This window comes from Cobetia sp. Dlab-2-AX, from assembly GCF_024124625.1.
Taxonomy (GTDB): domain Bacteria; phylum Pseudomonadota; class Gammaproteobacteria; order Pseudomonadales; family Halomonadaceae; genus Cobetia.
In genome coordinates this window covers 26,832-43,685 of record NZ_JAMXRV010000009.1, presented here as the reverse complement: position 1 = coordinate 43,685, position 16,854 = coordinate 26,832, and the positions used below count along the sequence as shown (strand labels likewise).

At 63.5% G+C, this 16,854-nt stretch carries 14 protein-coding genes; 6 read left to right on the top strand and 8 right to left on the bottom strand.

Annotated features, from left to right (window positions below):
- Positions 1 to 21: 21 nt before the first annotated feature.
- From NH396_RS14180 to aroE, 3 genes are all read left to right on the top strand, one after another.
- Positions 22 to 603 carry a Sua5/YciO/YrdC/YwlC family protein gene (locus NH396_RS14180; protein WP_253064557.1) on the top strand — a complete coding sequence of 194 codons (582 nt, stop codon included), beginning with the start codon at positions 22 to 24 and terminating at the stop codon, positions 601 to 603.
- Positions 604 to 782: 179 nt separating this feature from the next.
- Complete coding sequence (gene hemF / locus NH396_RS14175) at positions 783 to 1,703, top strand: oxygen-dependent coproporphyrinogen oxidase (RefSeq protein ID WP_253064555.1); 921 nt, start codon at positions 783 to 785, stop codon at positions 1,701 to 1,703.
- A 43-nt stretch (positions 1,704 to 1,746) separates the two neighbouring features.
- Entirely contained in the window at positions 1,747 to 2,580 is an 834-nt protein-coding gene (gene aroE / locus NH396_RS14170) for a shikimate dehydrogenase (protein ID WP_253064615.1), read from the top strand.
- 168 nt (positions 2,581 to 2,748) lie between these two features.
- Here aroE and NH396_RS14165 read toward each other — a convergent pair whose 3' ends face one another.
- A complete protein-coding gene (locus NH396_RS14165) occupies positions 2,749 to 3,465 on the bottom strand; it encodes a response regulator transcription factor (protein ID WP_176677913.1) in 717 nt (238 codons plus the stop codon).
- Positions 3,466 to 3,693: 228 nt separating this feature from the next.
- On the opposite strand from NH396_RS14165, the gene NH396_RS14160 reads away from it, so the two are divergent.
- Both NH396_RS14160 and NH396_RS14155 read left to right on the top strand, forming a co-directional pair.
- On the top strand, positions 3,694 to 4,233 hold the full coding sequence (locus tag NH396_RS14160; protein ID WP_253064554.1) for a hypothetical protein: 540 nt from the start codon (positions 3,694 to 3,696) through the stop codon (positions 4,231 to 4,233).
- 48 nt (positions 4,234 to 4,281) lie between these two features.
- Entirely contained in the window at positions 4,282 to 6,693 is a 2,412-nt protein-coding gene (locus NH396_RS14155) for an ATP-binding protein (protein ID WP_253064553.1), read from the top strand.
- A 225-nt stretch (positions 6,694 to 6,918) separates the two neighbouring features.
- Here NH396_RS14155 and NH396_RS14150 read toward each other — a convergent pair whose 3' ends face one another.
- Both NH396_RS14150 and NH396_RS14145 read right to left on the bottom strand, forming a co-directional pair.
- Positions 6,919 to 8,106, bottom strand: coding sequence for an EAL domain-containing response regulator (locus tag NH396_RS14150; RefSeq protein ID WP_253064552.1), 1,188 nt, complete (start codon positions 8,104 to 8,106; stop codon positions 6,919 to 6,921).
- A gap of 375 nt (positions 8,107 to 8,481) precedes the next feature.
- A complete protein-coding gene (locus tag NH396_RS14145; protein WP_172978723.1) occupies positions 8,482 to 9,321 on the bottom strand; it encodes a M48 family metallopeptidase in 840 nt (279 codons plus the stop codon).
- Between the two features lie 237 nt (positions 9,322 to 9,558).
- Between NH396_RS14145 and NH396_RS14140 the strand changes: the two genes are divergently transcribed.
- Positions 9,559 to 10,422: an ATP-binding protein gene (locus tag NH396_RS14140; RefSeq protein WP_043333805.1), complete on the top strand. Its 864-nt coding sequence runs from the start codon at positions 9,559 to 9,561 to the stop codon at positions 10,420 to 10,422.
- A 147-nt stretch (positions 10,423 to 10,569) separates the two neighbouring features.
- On the opposite strand, the gene der is transcribed toward NH396_RS14140, so the two are convergent.
- From der to ispG, 5 genes are all read right to left on the bottom strand, one after another.
- Positions 10,570 to 11,994: a ribosome biogenesis GTPase Der gene (gene der, locus NH396_RS14135; RefSeq protein ID WP_253064551.1), complete on the bottom strand. Its 1,425-nt coding sequence runs from the start codon at positions 11,992 to 11,994 to the stop codon at positions 10,570 to 10,572.
- A 438-nt stretch (positions 11,995 to 12,432) separates the two neighbouring features.
- A complete protein-coding gene (gene bamB, locus NH396_RS14130; protein ID WP_253064550.1) occupies positions 12,433 to 13,593 on the bottom strand; it encodes an outer membrane protein assembly factor BamB in 1,161 nt (386 codons plus the stop codon).
- Positions 13,590 to 14,246: a tetratricopeptide repeat protein gene (locus NH396_RS14125; protein ID WP_253064549.1), complete on the bottom strand. Its 657-nt coding sequence runs from the start codon at positions 14,244 to 14,246 to the stop codon at positions 13,590 to 13,592. Before NH396_RS14125 ends, bamB begins: the two co-directional genes overlap by 4 nt.
- Before the next feature lie 87 nt (positions 14,247 to 14,333).
- Positions 14,334 to 15,617: a histidine--tRNA ligase gene (gene hisS, locus NH396_RS14120; RefSeq protein ID WP_253064548.1), complete on the bottom strand. Its 1,284-nt coding sequence runs from the start codon at positions 15,615 to 15,617 to the stop codon at positions 14,334 to 14,336.
- 112 nt (positions 15,618 to 15,729) lie between these two features.
- Complete coding sequence (ispG, locus tag NH396_RS14115) at positions 15,730 to 16,845, bottom strand: flavodoxin-dependent (E)-4-hydroxy-3-methylbut-2-enyl-diphosphate synthase (protein ID WP_043333809.1); 1,116 nt, start codon at positions 16,843 to 16,845, stop codon at positions 15,730 to 15,732.
- Positions 16,846 to 16,854: the final 9 nt, after the last annotated feature.

The following is a 16,854-nucleotide window of genomic DNA, read 5'->3' as shown; positions in this document are numbered from 1 at the left end:
AGCTAGGAGTTCGAGCAGATCATGAATGTCAGTGATGTTTCGCTGGATCAGCGTGCCCTCGACGGCGCCGCTGCCTGTCTTCGCAATGGGGGCATCGTTGCCTATCCCACCGAGGCCGTCTGGGGGCTGGGGTGTGATCCCGACGATGGTGAGGCCTTGGCACGGTTGATCAAGCTCAAGTCCCGTGACGCCGCCAAGGGCCTGATCCTGATCGCCGGTGATATCGCTCAGCTGGAACCCTGGTTGGCGGGAGTTACCGTCGAGCAGCGTGGGCAGCTGCTGGCCAGCTGGCCAGGACCTTATACCTGGTTGGTGCCTGACAATGGCCGTGCGCACCCCTTGCTGCGCGGTGAACACGTCAGCCTGGCCGTGCGCGTGACCGATCATCCGCTGGTCCAGGCATTGTGCGCCGCCTTCGGTGGCCCGCTGGTGTCGACCTCGGCCAACCGCGCCGGCGAGTCGCCTGCCATGACTGCAGACGAGGTGCGTGATGCCTTCGGCGACGCGCTGGTCAATGACGTGATCCTCGAGGGGCCGCTCGGTGGCAACCCGCGTCCCAGCACCATTCGTGATCTCGCGACCGGCAAGGTACTGCGCGCCTGAGCAGCAGGATCGCCGCTCGGGTTGATCCAGATCAGTGCCGCGTCATCCAGGTGCCCAAGAGGGGCATTTTCCGATCTGCCGAGCGCAGCGTGTCGCGGTAAGCTGGCAGTTCACCGCCAGCAGCGGCCAACGACGGGTGTCGCCCCGTCATCATTCATTCCCGTTCTACCGGAGGCATCGTGGCCCACGCCAATCTCGAAGACGTCAAGGTCTACCTGCTCGATCTGCAAGATCGCCTGTGTGAGGCGCTGCAAGCCTGCGATGGCCAGGCAAGTTTCCGTGAAGACAGCTGGGAACGCGCCGAGGGCGGCGGTGGTCGCTCACGGGTCATCGAGAATGGCGGCGTCTTCGAGAAGGGTGGCGTCAATTTCTCGCATGTCTTCGGACATGAATTGCCGGCTTCCGCGACGGCGGTACGTCCGGAGCTGGCCGGTCGCAGCTTCCACGCCGTCGGGGTCAGCTGGGTGCTGCATCCGCACAACCCGCACGTGCCGACCAGCCATGGCAATGTGCGCTTCTTCATCGCCGAGAAGGAGGGCGAAGCGCCGGTATGGTGGTTCGGGGGCGGCTACGATCTGACGCCGTTCTACCCGCATGAAGAAGACGCGCGTCACTGGCACCAGACGGCCTATGATGCCTGCATCGCCTTCGGCAGTGATGTCTATCCGCGTTACAAGGCCTGGTGTGACGAGTACTTCTACCTCAAGCATCGCGACGAGACGCGGGGCGTGGGTGGCCTGTTCTTCGATGACCTCAACGAGTGGGGCTTCGAGCGCTGTTTCGCCTTCCAGCAATCCGTCGGCGACAGCTTCCTTGAGGCGTATCTGCCTATCGTCGAGCGCCGCCGCGAGACGGCCTATGGCGAGCGTGAACGCAACTTCCAGCTCTATCGCCGCGGGCGCTACGTGGAGTTCAACCTGGTCTGGGACCGCGGCACGCTGTTTGGCCTGCAGAGCGGCGGACGCACCGAATCGATCCTGATGTCGATGCCGCCGGTGGTGCACTGGGAGTACGGCTACGAGCCCGAGGAAGGCAGTGCCGAAGCGGTGCTGTATCGCGACTTCCTGCATGCCCGCGACTGGCTGGGCGAAGAAGCCTGATCGCCGCATTGACCTGACGCTTTTCTGTGATTGTCCCGGAGTCCTGATGTCCCGTTACGCTGTATTCGGCAACCCGATTGCCCACTCGAAATCCCCGTTGATTCATCGCACCTTCGCTGAGCAGCTCAAGGATTCGCTGAGCTATGAGGCACGACTGGCGCCGGTCGGTGACTTCGCGGCCGGTTGGGCCGAGTTCGTCGCCGAAGGTGGCCAGGGGGCGAATGTTACCGTGCCCTTCAAGGAGCAGGCCTTCCGGCTGGTCGATGTGCTGAGCCCGCGTGCCCGACGCGCCGGCGCCGTCAATACGCTGATGCTTGGCAAGACGGGTCAGCTATACGGCGATACCACCGATGGTGTCGGCCTGACCCGTGATCTCGAACGTCTCGAGGCGCCGCTCAAAGGTGCGCGCATCCTGATTCTCGGCGCGGGTGGCGCCGTGCGTGGTGTGCTGGAACCTCTGCTGGCCAGGCAGCCGGCGGCCTTGGTGATCGCCAATCGCACCGTTGCCAAGGCCAGTGCGCTGGCCGAGGACTTCGCCGACCTGGCGGGGGGAGGCTGCCTGCTGTCCGGCGGCAGCTATGCGGCCATCGAGGGCCAGTTCGATCTGGTCATCAATGGCACCAGCGCATCGCTGGGCGGCGAGCTGCCGCCGTTGCCGGATTCGCTGTTCTCTCCGCAGGCGCTCGCCTACGACATGATGTATGCCGCCGAGCCGACCGTCTTCATGCGCTGGGCCAGCGAGCGCGGTGCGCGGGTCGAGGATGGTCTCGGCATGCTGGTGGAGCAGGCGGCCGAGTCCTACTTCCTGTGGCGTCACAAGCGACCGGAGACAGAGCCCGTGGCAAACATGTTGCGCAGGATGCTGGCGGAGGGGTGATCCGCGGGAGCTTGCCGGGCATGCACGTCGATTCAGATGGCCGCCAGACGGGCAGCTAGCCGACCAGTCAGACGAAAGGCGATGAAAAGGAGCGGGGGACTCGACAGAGTCCCCCGCTCCTTTTTGGTTGGCCACGGTCCAGCGTGCTCACACCCTCGCTGTTGGCGCTCAGCTGCTCTTGACGGGGGCCGTGGCACAGGATTCGAGCCGATATCCGTACTGATAGACGCTTTTCAGCCTGAGCCCACGGCTGCCGTTCAGTCCCAACTTGCGCCGCAAGCGGCTGACGTGGGTGTCGACCGTGCGGGTCGAGATGTCTCCGTTGACTCCCCAGATCATCTCCAGCAGGTAGGCGCGTGAGTAAAGCTCTCCGACGTGGCGCAGCAGCAGGGAGGCCAGCTGATATTCGCGCTGGGTCAGGGCGACCGGCTCCTCGCCGCACCAGATGGTGTGTTCATCCGGCTCGATCCGATATTGATCGCTGATGGCCACCTTGGGCTGCAGGTAATGGGTGTCGGAGGTGACGAAACGCCTGCCCAGCGCTTCCACACGCGCCGTGAGCTCGGCAGGGCGGATAGGCTTGGCCAGGAAGTCATCGGCGCCGTGCTGAAGCGCATGCACGACATCCTCCTCTCCCTGGCTTGCGGTGATGAACAGGATCAGCCCTCGCCAGCCGTGCTCGCTGCGCAGCGTGCGTGTCAGCTCCATGCCGCAGGCATCCGGCAGTTGCCAGTCGATGATCAGCAGGTCGAAGCTGCGCTCGCGCAGCGCGCGCAACAACTGGCTGGCGCGCTCGAAGCCTGCCAGCTCATGTCCCTGGGCCTCGAGACACAGGGTCAGGTAATCACGTTGATCATGATCATCTTCCAGAATGCCGATTTGCATGTCGCTGCCTCCCCGGGTGGGTATCGCAAGCAGTCTACGCGTCTCTTGCGTGAGACCGCGTCACAATGGTTCACGTTTGGCAGGACGAAGGCGACATATACTCGTGTTCATCCCCCTTCGCTACTTTATGACACGTTGCCGCTGTTGGCGCGTGAGTGGTGAGGATGAAACGAGACGGTGAATCTCCGGCCGTCATCCATGGCTGTCCATGCCCCCTGGAGTCTTCTTATGCCGCTTCTCATTCTCCTGCGCTGCCTCACCACGGCGTTGCCTCGCATACGCCACTGGCTTCTGCTGCTGACACTGTCGTTTTCCCCCTTCGCCATGGCCCTAGAGGCTCCGCAGGGGCCGGTGGTGTTGCGCGTCACCGGGGATATTACCCATACCAACGCCGGAGGCGAGGCGCATTTCGATCGCGCCATGCTCATGGCGCTGACGCAGCGGGAAACCGTGACCACCACCCCCTGGCATGACGGCGAAGTGAGCTTCAGCGGTCCGCTCGGTTCAGCGTTGATGGAGGCGGTAGGCGTCGAGGATGGCACCATGCGTATCGTGGCGCTCAATGACTACTCCGCCAGCGCGCCGGTGCAGGACTATTTCGATTATCCGGTGATACTGGCCATGGAAGTCGATGGCAAGCGACTGCGTGTGCGCGACAATGGCCCCATCTTCATCATCTACCCCTTCAGTGAGCAGCCGGATCTCCTCAACGAGGAAATCATGACCCGCTCTGTCTGGCAGGTGAAGCGCATTGAAATTGAACGCTGACCCCGCTTTTACCGCTCAACGTCATGAGCTCTGGCAGGATGTCCGTGCATGAACCCACTCCGTTCCCTGCATTTCAGAGCCGCCATCGCCATTGCCGCGACGTTGTTCTTCGTCTCGGCATTGGTGACTGGCGTTCTGGTCTATCAGCGTCAGCAGGCACTCGAGCACAAGCTGCGTGAGAATCTGATCTGGGCGGTCTATCAGTTCGACAGGGAAGTGCGCGAGCTGCGCATGGTGGTGGCCGAGGAACAGAAGACCCCGACGCCGCCCGCCTTGATGGATGACAGCGAGCTGCTGTTGCGGCTCGACATCCTCTATAGCCGGGTGCAGTTGCTGCAGAGCGGCCAACTGGGCAGCATGCTGGCGGGGATGCCCGATCTGCATTCCCGGCTGATGGCCATGTTGCCCAGAATCGAGGTGCTGGACAGCGCCATCATGGACCTGGCGAGTCGTCAGGCGCGTGATGCGTCCCTCTATGTGCAGATACTCAGCCGGCTTGCCTCGCTTCAGGAGCAGGCCGGCGAGCTGCTGCTCAACATCAATGCCGAGGCCGCTATCCAGCGCACCAGGGAGCGCTCGGAGCTCCTCAACCTGTATGCCCTCGCGCTGTCGCTGGTGCTGCTGATGACGTTGAGCGGCATCGTGCTGGTGGTCGCGCTGATCGTCGAGAGTCGCGGACGGGCCTCAAAGACCCGCAAGCTGGAGGAGCGCACCCGGGAGCTGGATGGCATGGTGCAGCTGGCGCAGGCGGCCAGTCGTGCCAAGTCGGAATTCATGGCGATCATGAGCCATGAGATTCGCACCCCGCTCAATGGCATGGTCGGTGTGTCGGACCTCATCGGCGAGGAAGTCTCGACCCGGCGTGGCCAGCAATATCTGGCGATGCTGCGCCAGAGTGCCGAGAGCCTGCAGGCCGTCATCAATGATGTGCTGGATTATTCCAAGATCGAAGCCGGCAAGCTGGAGCTGGATCAGCGCTGCTTCTCACTGCCCGAATTCCTCGATTCCCTGGCCGCGCATTACCATCGCCAGACAGGCAGTGCCGGCAAGGGATGCTCGCGCATCTTCCTCGAAGAACGTGCCGATGATCTGCCTGTCTGGGTCAAGGGGGATGTCAATCGCCTGCGTCAGGTACTGACCAACCTGCTCAACAACGCCTTCAAGTTCTGTCCCCAGGGCACCATCCGGCTGAGGGCATCATTGGAAGACGGCGAGACGCTTCATTTCGAGGTTCACGACAGCGGTTGCGGGATCGCCGCCGACCAGGTGAGCCAGTTGTTTGCCCCCTTCACCCAGGTGGATACCTCGATTGCGCGTCGACATGAAGGCACCGGGCTCGGGCTTGCCATCTGCAAGCGACTGGTGGAGGCGATGGGCGGCGAGATCGGCGTCGAGAGCCATCTCGGGCTCGGCAGTCGCTTCTGGTGCCGCGTGCCGCTGCCGGTATTGACCGTCGCCGAGGCTTGCCCGCAGCAGGCGGTGGGAGATGCGCCCTTGCCCCATGCAAGCGTGCTGGTGGTAGAAGACAATGAGGTCAATCAGTCACTGGCGCGGGCCATGCTCGAGTATCTGGGACAGCAGGTCACGGTGGTGGAAGACGGTGAGCAGGCACTCGAATGGCTGGCGCAGGCTGGCAACGATGTCGATCTGGTGTTCATGGACATGCAGATGCCGGTACTGGATGGCGTCGAGACAACACGTCGCTGGCGTCAGCACGAGGCCGAGCAACCCGCTAGCGCTCGTCTGCCGATCATCGCGATGACCGCCAACGTGATGCAGGAGGATGCCCGCCGCTGTATCGATGCCGGCATGCAGGGGGTGCTGCACAAACCCTTCACGCGTGATGATCTGCATCGGGTGCTGCAACAGTCTCTGGCCCAGGCCTCTGATTTGCAGGCCTCTGATTCACAGAAGTCTGATTCGCAGCAGAAGGCGCTCGAGCCAGACAAGCCAGAGGCTTCGGCTGGCGAGCGGACTACCGTCATGCAGGCACCAGGCGATGATGGCGTCAGCTCGTCAGCGGCTGAAGATCAGGACGCGCAGATCGACGCTGCTCCGGCGCCCGATGTAGCAACTGACGACTCAGTCGCGCGCGCTCTGTCTGATGCTGCGCCGTCATTGCTGCAACACGCAACCTGTCAGGAGCTGCTCAAGACCCTGAGTGGCGAGGCCTATTCACGACTGCTGAGCAATTACCTGACGCGCCTCGATGGACGCCTCGACGTGATGGTGACCTTGCTGAAGCAGAGGGATCTCACCGAGCTCAAGCGCGAGGCACATTCCCTGAAGGGGGCGTCAGCCTCGCTGGGATGCAGCGGCATAGCCAGTGGTGCCAAGGCGCTGGAGGAGGCGGTGATCAGTGAGGATCTGCCCGAGGTACACCAGCATGTCGCCACATTGCGCTCCTTGAGTATGCCGACGCGGGACAGCCTCCTCGCAGAGGGCTATCTGTTCTCCTGACGGTATTGGGACGTGATGGCGTGATAGATAGCCGACAGCATTCCACTACCGTCCCTCTGGTTCTCCCGTTCCCGCCTTCTTTCGCTCTCTTCATCCTGGCTTTCACGATTCATCCTGGCTTTCACGACACAGACGCCATCCATGGCGACATGGGTGGCGTCTGTGTCGTGGGGTGTTGTGGCATTCCCGCTGTCTGTGCTGCGCTGCGGCGGGACGCCAGCCTCCTCAATGGACTGCGGAGGTGTGGCGCTGGCTGATTGCATTGACGGCACTGGGCGGGCAGCGGCTCCAGGCATTGAAATCGGTGACGGGCATGGGGTGTGCGAACAGATAGCCCTGACCGATATTGCAGCGGGTATCGCAGAGGTAATCGCGCTGTTCCGCGGTCTCGATGCCTTCGCCGACCACGGCGAGATTCAGACGCTGGCCCAGCTCGACGATGGTACGGGTGATGGCGCGCGCTTCCGGGTGGCTGTCGCTGCGCCCGACGAAGCATTGGTCGATCTTCAATTCGTCGAACGGCAGGTTGTAGAGCTGCATCATCGAGGAGAAACCGGTGCCGAAGTCATCCAGCGCCAGGCGATAGCCGCGGTCGCGAATGGCATTGAGCAGGTGACGAGCGTAGGTGAGGCAGTCGATCCCGCAGCTCTCCGTGAGTTCCAGCGTGATGGAGTGCGGATCGACATGATGCTGACTGGCCAGCGCATCCAGCGTCTTCAGCATGTCGCGGGTGCGCAGCAGCTGGGGTGACAGATTGAGCGCGAGATCAAGGTGAAGGCCCTGGGACTGCCATTGGCCCTGCTGGCGGAAACCATGCTCGATGACCTGCCAGGTGAGTGCCTCGATACGGTTGGTGCGTTCCGCCAGGGCGATGAACTGGTTGGGCATGACCATGCCGCGCAGAGGATGCTGCCAGCGCACGAGAGCTTCCGCGCCGCTGAGCCGGCCGCTGGCGAGGTCGATCTTGGGCTGATAGACGAGATGCAGCTGGCGCTCGGTCAGAGCATCATCCAGTTCATCGAGTGACAGCGGATTGCGTTGCTTGTCCAGCTCTGCCAGCAGAGAGGCCAGGTGCATGATGTCGCAGGGCTTGCCGAGCTGGCCCAGCATCTCCAGGCCACTGCGCTTGCCCCTGGCGACCATCGCTTGCATGTCGTCGTTGTGACAGGCGCTCATCAGGATGATGCCCGCCTCGACATTGCGTTCGCGCAGATAGCTGAGCACATCATCGCCGGTGAAGTCGCCCAGTTCGTAGTCCACCAGGATGAGGTCCGTCTCCAGGCAGGCGGGATTGCAGGCGATGTCCTGCAGCCCTTCGCTCTGCGTGCAGTCGAAACCATGGGCGGAAAGCAGCCCACTGATGAGCTCACGAAAATCCGGATCGTCGTCGATGATGAGTGCGTGTCGAGTCATATAAGGCATCCTCAAGCGAGTGTCGGGAATACGCTCACACCGCTGTGCATGAAGTGTCTGCATGGGCAGTGCGCAGGCGAGCAGGTGATCCCAGATTAGCAATGCGGTTACATGATTCGCGGATATCGACACATTTGACGGCGTCTTTTTACATTCGAGCTGTCAGGTCGATGAATCAGAAAGCGGGTAGCGTGAGTCAGCCAGGGAGAGGCCGCCAGGGGGAGCCAGCAAGAGGCGGGGAGGGGGGTTATCAAACAAGGAAGAGGCGGGTAGCAGGAGGGAAGTCGTCACACGCCCGCGCAGCCCCGGGTTGCCTCCGGGACTGCGCGGGCGTGTGTTGCCTGAGACTGGTCAAGCCACGCCACACGGGCGGGGTCAGCGCAGACGATCGCAGTTGGGCTTCTCGCCGGCGGCGCGGGCCTGCTGATAGGTCGGCAGAGCGGTCTCGAGGCGCTCGTTGAGGGCCGCCATGCGCTGCTCATCACTCGGGTGCGTCGACATCCACACCGGAGGTTGCGCGCCTCCGGCAGCGTTCATGTTGGCCCACAGCTTGATGCTGGCGCGCGGGTCGAAGCCGGCTTCGGCCATCAGGTCCAGCCCCAGCAGGTCGGCTTCGGACTCGTGGGAGCGCGAGAACGGCTTGAGCACGCCGTATTCCGCGCCCATGCCCAGCAGGCCCATGAGCTGATCGCCACCGGTGCCTTCGAGGCCTGCCAGTGCCTGGGTCAGCGACAGCCCGGCGGAGGTCAGCGATTGGGTCGAGACGCGCTCGTTGGCGTGGCGCGCCAGCACGTGGGCGATCTCGTGGCCGATGACGGTCGCCAGCTGGTCCTGATTCTCGGCGACCTCCAGCAACCCGGTGTTGACGCCGATATAGCCGCCCGGCAGCGCGAAGGCATTGGCGGACTCGTCCTCGAATACCTTGACCTGCCAGCCGCTGATGCCATAGCTGGCGGGCACCTTGGCGGTCACCGCATCTGCCACGCAGCTGACGTAGGCATCCTGACGTCCTTCCACCACCGGCAGCTCCTGCTGGTACTTGCTGAAGCTGGCTTCTCCCATCTTCTCCAGTTCCTGGTCCGAGTAGAGAGTCAGCTGGCTGCGGCCCAGCGGAGAGCTGGCGCAGGCACTCAGGGTGACGGACGCCGCAAGGGCCGCCAGCGGGAGCAGACGACGCAGGGCGCGGGGAGATGAGAGATCGAGCAATCCTGGCATTGGGGCCTCCTGGCTAGATGACGTGACAATCTTCAAGCGCACGGCAGGGCGACGCTGAACGTGCAAGAAACGTGCAGACAGCATAACCGGATAGGCGAAGTGGTGCAGTCAGTGAAATGATACGTTGCTGAGATCACAGCATCGTCAGGCCAGACGGGGCCGCCGGGCATGGGATACTGGGCGTGATCTGATGGGCCTGCCACGGCCCGGACCCCATGTATCTGACAGGGAATCATCATGTCGCCAGAGTTTGAACGCCGCCTCTCGCATCTGCTGGACCGACTCGAACCGATGCTGCCGCCGACGGCTGTCGAAGTGGACTGGACACGCGATGTCGCCGCCTTGTGGACTCGCCACCCCTTGGGAGGGCGCCTGACGCCGATCGCGCCGCGTGACGCCCTGACACTCGAGGACCTGCTCGGCATCGCACGCCAGAAGCGTGAGCTGCTGGCCAACACTCGTGCCTTCCTCGCGGGCAAGCCGGCCAACCATGCGCTGCTGTGGGGCGCGCGTGGCACCGGCAAGTCATCGCTGGTCCGCGCGCTGCTCAATACCCTGGGCCGTGAGGGGCTGCGTCTGATCCAGATCGATCGCCACGACCTGCCGGCACTGCCGGCGCTGGTCGCCGAGCTGGCCCAGCAGCCGCATCGCTTCATCGTCTACTGTGATGATCTGTCCTTCGAGGGCAGTGATGACGCCTACAAGGCGCTCAAGAGCGTGTTGGATGGCACCCTGACCGGGCCGCCGGAGAACGTGCTGCTGTACGCCACCTCCAACCGTCGTCATCTGCTGCCGGAGCACATGAGCGACAACCAGGCCACCCACATCGTCGATGGCGAGCTGCATCATGGCGATGCAGTGGAAGAGAAGATCTCGCTGTCGGACCGCTTCGGCCTGTGGCTGGCCTTCCACCCCTTCAATCAGGACGCCTACCTGGAGACCTGTCAGCACTGGGTGGAATGGCGGCTCGGCGCGGGCAGCTTCGATGAGGCGGCGCGTGGCGAGGCGCTGCGCTACGCCACCCAGCGCGGGGTGCGCAGCGGGCGTGCCGCCTGGCAGTTCGCCAACCTGTGGGCGGGGCAGAAGACGCTGGAGGCGTGAGCCCGGCGCTTGAGGTGCTGGAAACATCAGTGCTCGCGACATGAAAAAGCCGCCCCTGCAGTCATCTGCAGGGGCGGCTTTTTCATGGGGCAGGCTGGCGGATCGGATTCGCTGGCCTGCCATCACCCACAGGCGCAGTTCACGCCATCAACGGCGCTGCTTGCGCTCCTTGCGAGCTTCCTTGGTACGTGCCAGTGAACGCTCTTTCGCGCGTTCGCGGTCGTCAGCCCCCTGGGCGCCATCGAAGGGGTTGTCGCCGGAGCGGAACTCGAAACGCATCGGCGTACCCTTGACCTTGAGCACCTTGCGGAAGGTGTTGGTCAGGTAGCGCTTGTAGGCTTCCGGCAGACGGTTGGTCTGGTTGCCGTGCACCACGATCAGCGGCGGATTGGCGCCACCCTGGTGAGCCATGCGCAGCTTGATGCGACGGCCGTTGACCATCGGCGGCTGGTGCGCCTGGGTGGCGTCCTGCAGCAGGGTGGTCAGACGTTTGGTCGACCAGCGGGCTACGGCGCTTTCGAAGGCGCGGTCGATGGACGGGTAGAGGTCACCCACCGCAGTGCCGTGCAGCGCGGAGATGAAGTGCAGGTCAGCGTAGTCGGCAAAGCCCAGACGACGCTTGATCTCGGAGCGCATCTTCTCCTTGGCTTCGCTTTCCAGGCCATCCCACTTGTTGACCGCCAGCACCAGCGCGCGGCCGCTGGTCAGCACGAAGTCCAGCAGGTGCAGGTCCTGCTCGACCAGCCCCTGGCGGGCATCGAGCACCATCACGGCGACGTTGCACTTCTTGATCGCTTCCAGCGTCTTGATGATGGAGAACTTCTCCACCACTTCGCGCACGTTCTTGCGACGACGGACCCCGGCGGTATCGACCAGCAGGTAAGGCTTGCCGCGACGCTCGAAGGGAATTTCCACCGCGTCGGTGGTGGTGCCGGCCTGGTCATAGACCACCACGCGCTCCTCGCCCAGCAGGCGATTGACCAGCGTCGACTTGCCGACGTTCGGGCGACCGATGATGCCGATGCGCACGCCGCGATCATCCAGCTCCGGGTGCAGGTCCTCGTCTTCGCCTTCCTCGACTTCGGGGTAGGGCGAGAGCACCTCTTCCAGCAGCGTGGTGACGTTGCGGCCGTGCTCGGCGGCGATGGCGCGCGGATCACCCAGACCCAGGGTCCAGAAGTCGGACTTGCCGATCTCCTCGTCCATGCCGTCGGTCTTGTTGACCACCAGCCAGGTCTTCTTCTGGTTGACGCGCAGGTGATTGGCGATGGCCTCGTCCGCCATGTTCAGGCCGGCGCGCGCATCGACCATGAACAGCACGATGTCGGCTTCGTCGATGGCGGCCAGTGACTGGCCGGCCATCATCAGGTCGATGCCTTCCTCGTCACCGCTGATGCCGCCGGTGTCGATGACGGTGTAGGGCTTGCCGCCGACCTTGCCGGTGCCGTACTTGCGGTCACGGGTCAGGCCGGGAAAATCGGCGACCAGAGCATCACGGGTCTTGGTGAGGCGATTGAATAGCGTCGACTTGCCGACATTCGGGCGGCCGACCAGGGCGATCACGGGGTTCATGGAATCTCACAGCATTCGCAGGGATAGCATCGATGCCGGCCCCGTACGGTCTGCTTCGAACCGGTCTGCTTCGAACCATGACGGCTGGAAAGCACCTTGTGCAGGCAGGGCGATAGCGATGATATCGGACTTGGGTCACTGGAGCGCGTCGTCGGCAGGCGCCGGACGAGGCCCGTCTCCAGTATGGCCCGCGGAGCGAGCCTTGGCACTCTCCGCGGAAATGATCTCGTGGCTGAATCCTGTGGCTCTACCGACGCGAGGGAGGCGTCAGTCGACTCACGGGATCAGCGGGGGCAGCATTCTAGCATTGACAGGGAGTTGCTACCAATGGCGCATTACGACAACGGCAGCCAGGAGGCTGCCGTTGTCGTGACGAGGGCTGACCTAGCGCGCATGTCAGCTTGCGGGGCAGGCTGACATGCGCGCTCGATCAATGGCTTACGGGGCTTCGAGGTCCAGCGCCGTCAGCTCGCCATCGTTGGTGTAGACATAGATGCGCTTGCCTTCGGTCAGCGGGGTGATGCTGATGCCATCGCCCCCCACGTCATAGCGGCCGGCCATCTCCCCGCTCTGGGCGTCGATCAGGTGCACATAGCCTTCGTAGTCACCGACCACCAGCTTGCCATCGACGAAGGCCGGAGAGGTCAGCCAGCGACCTTCCAGGTCTTCGGACTTCCACAGCACGTTACCGGTGTTGGCATCCATCGCCAGCACATGGCTAGCGTTGTCGATACTGAACAGGTAATCGCCGACCACGATGGGCGTCAGATAGCTGGAGGACGGCTTGTCCCACAGCGGCTCGCCGTTGCGAGCGTCCAGTGCGATCAGGCGACCGTTGTAGCTGGTGACGAACAGGCGACCATCCTGGGTCAGCACCGGCTGGCCATCGAGATCGACCAGCTGGTCCACCTCGGTACGCCCGGACGGCACGGCGACGCGCAGGTCCCACAGTTCCTGACCTGAGCGATTGTCGAGCGTGACCAGCTTGCCGTTGGCGAAGCCAGCGAAGGTGACCGGCTGGATGACGCGCGGCGCGCCGGTGCCCCGCAGTGTCAGGGCCGGAATCGTGGCCGAGTAGGCCCACTGCTCTTCGCCGGTGAAGCGATCAAGCGCGGTCACGGTACCATCGACGCTCTGCACCACGACCAGCTCGGCGTTGTACTGCGGCGCGGCCAGCACCTCACTGGAGACACGCGTGCTCCACTCGATGCTGCCATCTTCCTGACTGACGGCGCTGACCTTGCCATCGCGCGTACCGACGTACAGGCGGGAGGCATCGGCATTCAGTGCGCTGGTGATGCCAGCTGGCAACCGTGTCTGCCAGATGTCGTCGCCACTGTCGGCAGCGAGGGCTTCCAGTTCACCGCCTTCGGCACCGACGAACAGCTTGTCGTTGGCGAAGATCGGGGACAGCGGATAGTGGGCACGGCCAAGGCCATTGCCGACCGATTCGCTCCAGACGGAATCCAGCGCGACCTGGCGATCGAAATCGACCAGCTCCTTGGGCGCATATTCCGGTTGGGCACTGCTGGCACAACCGGCCAGCAGACTCACGGCCAGTAGCGAGGCCGGTACGCTCAGACGACGAGTGACGCTCATGAAGAAGACTCCGCAGCCAGATCGGCGAGTTTCAGGTCGAGACCGTAGACCGGCTGACCACTTTCCTGCGACAGGGTGCTGGCCTGCTGATAGGCGGCGATGGCCTCATCACGCTTGTCCTGTGCGGCCAGGGCATCGCCACGCACCGCCGCCGCCTGCGCTGCCAGCGGCGCCGGCGGGCTCTTGAGCAGGGCGAGTGCCGCGTCGTTGTCGCCGCGCTCGACATTGATGCGCGCCAGACGCAGGCTGGCCAGCCCCTGCAGGTAGTTATCATCGCTGTTGTCGATCACGCTCTGCAGCGCCGTGGCGGCTGCATCGAGATCGTTGGCCTTGACCGACATGCTGGCATCCAGCAGGTGCGCCATCTGGGTGTAGAGGCTGTCGCCGTGCTCGCTTTCCAGTTCGCCGATCAGCGTACGCGCCTGCTTGACGCCGGCGTCTTCCAGCTTGGGCTGGCTGACGAGGCTGATCAGTTGTTGGTAACGCACGGAGGCCGCTTCGGACTGGCTGGCTTCGTAGTTCTGCCAGGCCTTGAAGGCAAAGACACCGGCGCCGGCCAGTACGACACCGGCAATCAGTGACTTGCCGTTCTCGCTCCACCAACGCTTGATGGCTTCAAGCTGTTCTTCTTCGCTTCTGAGCTCTTCCGCCACGGGCGGTCTCCTTGACCTGGCCGGCATGCCGGCACTTGCATTCGAGAGGCGGAGAGCTGGCTCTCCGCCCGATATTCATTGGCAGTCTCAGGCGCCGAAGACGCTGTCGAGACGTTCGCCCAGTGCACGCTGGTTCAGCGTTTCCTGGTCGCGTTCCTCGCGCAGGAACTTGAGCGCCACCGTACCTTCGATGACTTCATTCTCACCGAGAATCAGCGCGATGCGTGCACCGCTCTTGTCGGCCTTCTTCATCTGGCTCTTGAAGCTGCCGCCACCGCAATGCAGCACCAGGCGCAGGTTGGGCAGGGCGGTGCGCAGCTCTTCGGCCAGACGCATGGCTTCGCCTTCGGCCTGCTCGCCCATCGACATCAGGTAGACATCGACGGTCTCGCGGACGTCCTGCGGTACCAGTTCCAGTGTCTCGAGCAACAGGATGAGGCGCTCGACGCCCATCGCGAAGCCGACCGCCGGTACCGGTTTGCCGCCCAGCTGTTCGAACAGGCTGTCGTAGCGGCCGCCGGCACACACGGTGCCCTGGCTGCCCAGTGCGGTGGTGGTCCATTCGAACACACTGCGCGAGTAGTAATCGAGGCCACGCACCAGACGCGGGTTGATGACGTATTCGATGCCAGCGGCGTCGAGTCGTGCCTTGAGGCCCTCGAAGTGCACGCGGGATTCTTCATCAAGGTGATCCCCCAGGCGCGGCGCGGCGTCGACGACGGCGGCCATGTCCGGGTTCTTGGTATCGAGGATGCGCAGCGGGTTGCTGTGCAGACGACGCTTGGAGTCTTCGTCGAGGACATCCAGGTGCTGTTCGAAGTATTCGACCAGCAGGTCACGATAGGCGGCACGCGCCTCAAGGCTACCCAGCGAGTTGAGCTCGAGGGTGACGTGCTCAAGAAGGCCAAGCTGACGCCATAGACGCGCGGAGAGCAGGATCATCTCGGCATCGATGTCCGGGCCTTCCATACCGTAGGCTTCGACGCCCACCTGATGGAACTGACGATAACGGCCCTTCTGCGGGCGCTCGTGGCGGAACATCGGCCCGGTGTACCACAGGCGCTGGATCTGGTTGTGGACCAGGCCATTCTCCATCGCCATGCGCACGCAGCTGGCGGTGCCTTCCGGACGCAGGGTCAGGCTGTCGCCGTTACGGTCGTCGAAGGTGTACATCTCCTTCTCGACGATGTCGGTGACTTCGCCGATGGAGCGCTTGAACAGTGCGGTCTGCTCGACGATGGGGGTGCGGATCTCGCGATAGCCGTACTGGCCCATCAGCGCTTCCACCTGGTGCTCGAAGTATTGCCATACCGGTGACTGGTCCGGCAGCAGGTCGTTCATGCCACGAATGGCCTGGATCTTGGTACTCAACGTTCTCTCCTGAATCCTTGCGCGTCTCCCCACGGCGCTCGCATGAGGTCATGCAGGCGGGTGGGGAGACGAAGGCGCGTCACTCACGACGCGCAAGCCAGCCGAGACAAGCTCAGCTCTGGCGAATGATGGTGTCGGCCTCACGGGCCTCTTTTTCCGCGACCTTGTCACGGATGAGTCGCTCAAGATCGTCAACCAGGGTGTCATTGGTCAACTTGCTGGCCGGCTTGCCGTCCAGGTAGACCAGGTTGGCGGGGCTGCCGCCGGTCAGGCCGACATCGGTCTCCTTGGCTTCGCCGGGGCCATTGACGACACAGCCGATGACCGAGACGTTCAGCGGCGTCATCACGTCTTCAAGACGTGTCTCCAGTTCGTTCATGGTCTTGATGACGTCGAAATTCTGACGCGAGCAGCTGGGACAGGCAATGAAGTTGATGCCCTTGGCGCGCAACTTGAGGCTCTTGAGCATGTCGAAGCCGACCTTGATCTCCTCGACCGGGTCCGCGGCCAGCGACACGCGGATGGTGTCACCGATGCCATCCATCAGCAGCATGCCCAGGCCGATGGAAGACTTGACGGTGCCCGAGCGCAGGCCGCCGGCTTCGGTGATGCCCAGGTGTAGCGGCTGTTCGATGCGCGCCGCCAGGTCACGATAGGCGGCGACGGCCATGAACACGTCGCTGGCCTTGACGCTGACCTTGAAGTCCTGGAAGTCGAGGCGATCCAGATGGTCGATGTGACGCATGGCAGATTCGACCAGCGCCGCCGGCGTCGGTTCGCCGTATTTCTTCTGCAGGTCCTTTTCCAGCGAGCCTGCGTTGACGCCGATGCGGATCGGGATGCCGTTGTCGCGGGCGGCGCTGACCACGGCACGCACGCGGTCTTCACGACCGATGTTGCCCGGGTTGATGCGCAGGCAGTCGACGCCAAGTTCCGCCACACGCAGGGCGATCTTGTAGTCGAAGTGGATATCGGCCACCAGCGGGATGTTGCTCTGCTGCTTGATGCGACCGAAGGCTTCGGCGGCATCCATGTCCGGCACGCTGACACGCACGATATCGGCACCGGCATCCTCGAGGCGCTTGATCTGCGCGACGGTGGCGGCGACATCGTTGGTGTCGGTGTTGGTCATGCTCTGCACGGAAATCGGTGCATCGCCGCCGACGGCCACATTGCCGACATGAATCTTGCGCGAGACGCGGCGCTTGATGGGGGAGTGACTATGCATGGGATTCCG